This window comes from uncultured Phenylobacterium sp. (genome assembly GCF_902826855.1).
In the GTDB taxonomy this organism is placed as follows: Bacteria; Pseudomonadota; Alphaproteobacteria; order Caulobacterales; family Caulobacteraceae; genus Phenylobacterium.
Genome location: NZ_CADEGK010000057.1, coordinates 16,195 through 21,185, shown reverse-complemented (window position 1 = coordinate 21,185; position 4,991 = coordinate 16,195). Strand labels below are relative to the sequence as shown.

Here is a 4,991-nt window from a genome sequence, read left to right as displayed (position 1 = left end):
CAGGAGCTGAAGCTGGAAGACCAGGTCCGCTTCCTCGGCTTCGTCTCGCCGACCGAACTGCGCTGCCTCTATTCCATGGCCGGCTGCCTTGTCCTGCCGACACTGTTCGAAGCCAACAGCCTGCCGATCTTCGAAGCCTGGTCAGAAGGCCTGCCGGTCGTCAGCTCCGACGTGACGGCGTTGCCCGAACAGGTCGGAGACGCCGGCCTGCTGTGTGATCCGTTCGAGCCCGCCTCCATCGCCCGCGCCATCGAGCAGGCCCTGTTCGACCAGACGCTGCGCGAGGACCTGATCGCCCGGGGCCGCCGCCGCCTTGCCGACTTCGACTGGAACCGCACGGCCCGCGCCTATCGCGCCGTCTATCGCAAGGCCTCGGGCCAGCGCCTGTCCGCCGAGGACGCCCGGCTCCTCCAGTGGGACTGGATGCGCAACGCCGCCCGCTCCGCCTGAACCTGTCGCAAAAGCCCAGCCGCAAAAACAAGAACGCCGCCTCCGGAGGGGAGGCGGCGCCAGACGTCTTCCAGTCAGTACTCTACGCTTAAGCCTTGACCATCGCGGCGACGGCCTGGTCGACGCAGCGATCGATCGATTCCGCCGTCGAGACCGTGGGCTTCCAGCCAAGCAGGCGCTCGGCCTTGTCGACCGCCGGGATGCGCAGGCGAACATCGTCGCTGTAGGTCGGCAGGTGCTCGAACGTCAGCTTCCTGTCGGCCGGGATCACGCCCTTGCGCTTGCCCGCTTCGAAGATCAGCTTCGCCAGCTCCGTCATCGTCATCGGCTCGGGGTTGCCGAGATTGAAGGTCTCGTTCTTCGTGCGCTCGTCGAAGGAATACTTCGCGATCGCCGAGGCGATGTCGTCGATCCAGGTGAAGCAGCGGATCTGCTCGCCATCGCCGATGACTTTCAGCGGGAACTCGTTGCGCACGATCAGGCGTTCAACGAAGTCCGCGAAGACGTGCGAGATGCCCGGTTCGCCCTCGGAGCGTTCGAACGGGGTGATGATGTTGAACGGACGCCAGACCGTGAAATCCATGCCGAACTGCTGCTTGAAGGCGCGCGACAGGCGCTCGCCCATCAGCTTCGACAGGCCGTAGTCGGTCGAGGGGATGCGCATGTCCTCAACGTCTTCCTCGCGGCTCGGCGCGGTTTCGCAGCGCTCGTAGACCATGGAGGACGAGATGTAGACGATGCGCTTGACCGTGCCGAGTTCCTTGGCGGCCCAGAGGATGTTCTGGTGCAGCGTCACGTCGCGGCTCAGGATGTCGGCCGGATAGGTGTGGAAGCCCGAGACGCCGAAGATGCGCGCGGCCGCCTGGATGACGCCATCGACGTCCTTCGTCATGATCTTGCGGACGAACGCCTCGTCGGCCAGGTCGCCCTCGATCAGCTCGTAATTGCGCTTCCGCTCGATATGGCCGTAGCGGAAGAAGTTGTCGACGCCGACCACCTCATGGCCCTGCGCCTGCAGGCCGGGGATGACCGCCTGCATCAGCGATCCCTCGGATCCCGTGACTAGGATTTTCATGTCTGTTTTACCTCGTGTGACTGGAAGTAGCCGTTATCGGATGTGTGCCGCATCTCAGGCCAAAGTCCCCAGATGTCGACAAGCCAGCAATCGGGGTTGTCGATGTGGCCGAGGACGGCCTTGAGATCCTTGAATTCCCTGTGCGGCGTCATGAGGATCACGGCGTCAGCGCCGCTTATGTCCTCGATCGGGCTGTGGCCCGGAACGCGCGGGTCGACACACACGACGTCATAGCCCTTGAACTGCAGCTGTCGGCGCATCTTGAACGCCAGCGAATTGCGCGTGTCGTCATTGTTGGCCTTGAACGCCATGCCGAGAACGACGACCTTGCCCGCCGGCATGCGCTTCTCGATCTGCTGCAGGATCTGCATCGTCATGCCTTCGTTGATCCGGAAGGCGGAGGAGATCATCTCGTTGTACGGCACGCGCTCGACCAGGTACCAGCCGTCCTTGTAAAGGCACGGGCCGCCCACGTTCGGGCCCGGCACCGGAAGCTTGAGGCGCGGATAGTCCTTGTTCACGGCGTCGATCACGCGGATGGCGTTGGCCCCGAACTGGCCGCAGATCAGGTGGAATTCGTTGGCAAGCGCGAATTCGACATAGCGCGCCATGTTGGTGATCAGCTTGCCCAGCTCCGCCTCGGTCGGCGTCAGGAAATGGGTCTCGCTCTCGATGAAGGTGTTGAAGAACGCCGCAGCGCGATTGTAGGCGCGCTCGTCGTAAGCGCCGATGATCTGCGGCAGGCTCTTGATCTCCTCGATCGACTTGCCCTGCAGCACGCGCTCGGGCCCGAACACCAGATCGAGCTTGCCATCGCCATCGCCATCGCCATCGCCATCGCCGAGCGCCTTGCGCACCGCATCCGTCGTGCCCGGCGACACCGTCGAGCGCAGGATGATCAGCTGGTCTTTCAGGTAAGGCTTTGCCGCCTTGATGAACTTGATCAGGTGGTCGACGCGCGGATTGAGGTTCTCGTCGATCGGCGTGCCGATAATGATGATCACCACATCGCTTCTGCCGATGACGTCGATCCTGTCGGTCATCTGCAGGCGCTTGGTCGCCAGGACTTCCTTCAGCAGATTATCGGCATGCTCCTCGATGAACGGCATCTGGCCGGCCATCACCTGCGCGTTGACCTCGGTGTTGATGTCCAGCCCGTAGACGAAATGCCCAGCCTGCGCGAGCACGAGAGACAAGGGCAGGCCAACGTGACCACCCGCTCCCACAACCGTGACGTTCATGTGACCCGCGCTCCGAAGTTTACCGAGCGTCAAAAAGCAAGGGCGGCGCCACAGACCGCCGCCGGACGCCGGCAGGGGAAACATCCCGTTAACCAGAAATCCCAAACCCCGTCAGGACGCCCGCTCTGCAGACAACCGCCCGATTTCCCGCCACGTGCGAACCTGAGACCCACACCACACCCAGTACAACCTATCCGGCACACCAACACCGCCTAATCGCGCGAGCCTTTAAGACTCATGCCCCGTAATCCTCCGGCGACTTGGCCTGGCGGTGGAAGCCGAGGCGTTCGGCGTAATCGAGGGGGTTATGCGGCTTTACGAGGGCGTCCTTGGGCGTGGCGACAAGGTCGACAAGGCGGGTCAGGAAGAAGCGCATGGCGGCCCCGCGCGCCAGCACCGGCAAGGCTGTGCGTTCCCGCGGCTCAAGACGGCGGACCGTCTCATAGCTCGAGATCAGGGCGCGGCCTTTGGTGAGGTTGTATTCGCCGCGGCGCTCGAAGCACCACGCATTGAGGCAGACGGCGATGTCGTAGGCGAGGAAGTCCGAGCAGGCGAAGTAGAAGTCGATCACGCCCGAAAGCTTGCCATCGAGGAAGAAGGTGTTGTCGGGGAACAGGTCCGCGTGAATGGCGCCGCCGGGCAGCGTCTTGGGCCAGTTGGCCTTGAGGAAGTCGAGATCGCCCTGCACCAGCGCTGAGAGGCCGGGCGAAAGCGCGTCTGCTTCCGCTTCGCGGCCGGCGAACATCACCGGCCATGAGGCGAGCGAGAGATCGTTGGGTCGCCGCAAGCGGAAATCGCTGAGGGAGACATGGAAGCGTCCAAGCGCCTGGCCGAGCGCGCGGCATTGGTTGATGTCGGGACGGCGCGGGCTCATGCCCTGCAGGAAAGTGCATATCACGGCGGGCTTGCCGTGGACGGTGCGCAGCGGATTGCCGTCGCGCGCGGGAACGGGAAGCGGCGCGGGGAAGCCTTTCGAGGCAAGGTGTCCCATCATGCCCATGAAGAAGGGCAGGTCTTCCTTCTTCGCGCGCTTTTCGAAGACGGTGAGGATGTAGCGGCCTCTGGGCGTCTCGAGCAGGAAGTTCGAGTTCTCGACGCCTTCGGCAATGCCCTTGAACGCCAGCGGCGGGCCGAGATCATACTCGGTCAGCAGCGCAGACAGGGTCGCATCATCAATGTCTGTATAGACGGCCATGAGGGCTGGTTAGGGGCAGAGCCCGCGACAGGCAAGCGATGTGTGGGATTATTGGCGGTCCTACACGCCTTCCAGCACGCGGGGGATGCGGAAGACGACGTCTTCCTGGGCGGTGACGACTTCGTGCACGGAGACATTGAACCTTGCGCGGCAGGCGGCGATGACGCCCTGGACCAGTGTTTCGGGAGCGGAGGCGCCGGCGGTGAGGCCGAGCGTCTTCACGCCGGTGAACCAGGCCCAATCGATATTGTCGGCGGAAGCGATCAGATGAGCGGCGTCGGCGCCGGAACGTTCGGCGACTTCCTTGAGGCGCACGGAGTTCGACGAGTTGGCGGCGCCGATGACGAGGACCAGCTCGGCGTCTTCCGCGATCGCCTTTACCGCTTCCTGGCGGTTGGTGGTGGCGTAGCAGATGTCGTCCTTGCGCGGTTCGGCGAGATGCGGGAAGCGGCGGCGAAGGGCGGCGACGATGTCCTTGGTGTCGTCGACCGACAGCGTGGTCTGCGTCACATAGGCGAGACGCGAGGCGTCGGCGGGCGTGAAGGTTTCGGCATCCTCGACGGTTTCAATCAGCGTCATCGCGCCGGGGCCGATCTGGCCCATCGTGCCGACGACTTCCGGGTGGCCGGCGTGGCCGATGAGCAAGGTATGAAGTCCGTTGCGGGCGTGGCGCTGGGCCTCCACATGGACCTTCGAGACCAGCGGGCAGGTGGCGTCCAGGAACAGCATCTTGCGCGCCTTGGCCTCGGCGGGGACCGCCTTGGGCACCCCGTGGGCGGAGAACACCACCGGCCGGTCAACCGGACACTCCGCCAGTTCCTCCACGAACACCGCCCCCAGCGCCTTCAGCCGGTCGACCACGTGGCGGTTGTGGACGATCTCGTGCCGCACATAGACCGGCGCGCCATACTTCGCGATCGCCCGCTCCACGATCTGGATCGCGCGGTCCACGCCGGCGCAGAAGCCACGCGGGCTGGCGAGCAGGACGGTGAGTGGCGGACGGGAGGACATGGCGCGGAACGTAAGGCCG

Annotated in this window: 5 protein-coding genes; 1 reads left to right on the top strand and 4 read right to left on the bottom strand. The window is 64.4% G+C overall.

Going from position 1 to position 4,991, the window contains the following annotated elements:
* The coding region (locus QZV94_RS10010; RefSeq protein ID WP_293677680.1) for a glycosyltransferase at positions 1-450 on the top strand (450 nt) is incomplete at its 5' end.
* A gap of 88 nt (positions 451-538) precedes the next feature.
* Here the strand turns inward: QZV94_RS10010 and QZV94_RS10005 are convergent.
* The 4 genes from QZV94_RS10005 to ispH all read right to left on the bottom strand — a co-directional run bounded on the left by QZV94_RS10005 (position 539) and on the right by ispH (position 4,972).
* Positions 539-1,525: an NAD(P)-dependent oxidoreductase gene (locus QZV94_RS10005; protein ID WP_293677679.1), complete on the bottom strand. Its 987-nt coding sequence runs from the start codon at positions 1,523-1,525 to the stop codon at positions 539-541.
* The gene (locus QZV94_RS10000; RefSeq protein ID WP_293677678.1) at positions 1,522-2,850 is read right to left on the bottom strand and encodes a nucleotide sugar dehydrogenase; all 1,329 of its coding nucleotides are present in this window, start codon (positions 2,848-2,850) and stop codon (positions 1,522-1,524) included. The genes QZV94_RS10005 and QZV94_RS10000 overlap by 4 nt, the downstream gene beginning before the upstream one ends.
* Before the next feature lie 151 nt (positions 2,851-3,001).
* A complete protein-coding gene (gene thrB / locus QZV94_RS09995; RefSeq protein WP_293677677.1) occupies positions 3,002-3,961 on the bottom strand; it encodes a homoserine kinase in 960 nt (319 codons plus the stop codon).
* Between the two features lie 60 nt (positions 3,962-4,021).
* On the bottom strand, positions 4,022-4,972 hold the full coding sequence (gene ispH / locus QZV94_RS09990) for a 4-hydroxy-3-methylbut-2-enyl diphosphate reductase (protein WP_293677683.1): 951 nt from the start codon (positions 4,970-4,972) through the stop codon (positions 4,022-4,024).
* Between the last annotated feature and the right edge of the window lie 19 nt (positions 4,973-4,991).

Excerpts from the sequence above, each read along its gene's own strand:
- QZV94_RS10005 (WP_293677679.1), bottom strand. The coding sequence starts at position 1,525 with ATGAAAATCCTAGTCACGGGATCCGAGGGATCGCTGATGCAGGCGGTC.
- ispH (WP_293677683.1), bottom strand. The coding sequence starts at position 4,972 with ATGTCCTCCCGTCCGCCACTCACCGTCCTGCTCGCCAGCCCGCGTGGC.
- thrB (WP_293677677.1), bottom strand. The coding sequence starts at position 3,961 with ATGGCCGTCTATACAGACATTGATGATGCGACCCTGTCTGCGCTGCTG.
- QZV94_RS10000 (WP_293677678.1), bottom strand. The coding sequence starts at position 2,850 with ATGTTTCCCCTGCCGGCGTCCGGCGGCGGTCTGTGGCGCCGCCCTTGC.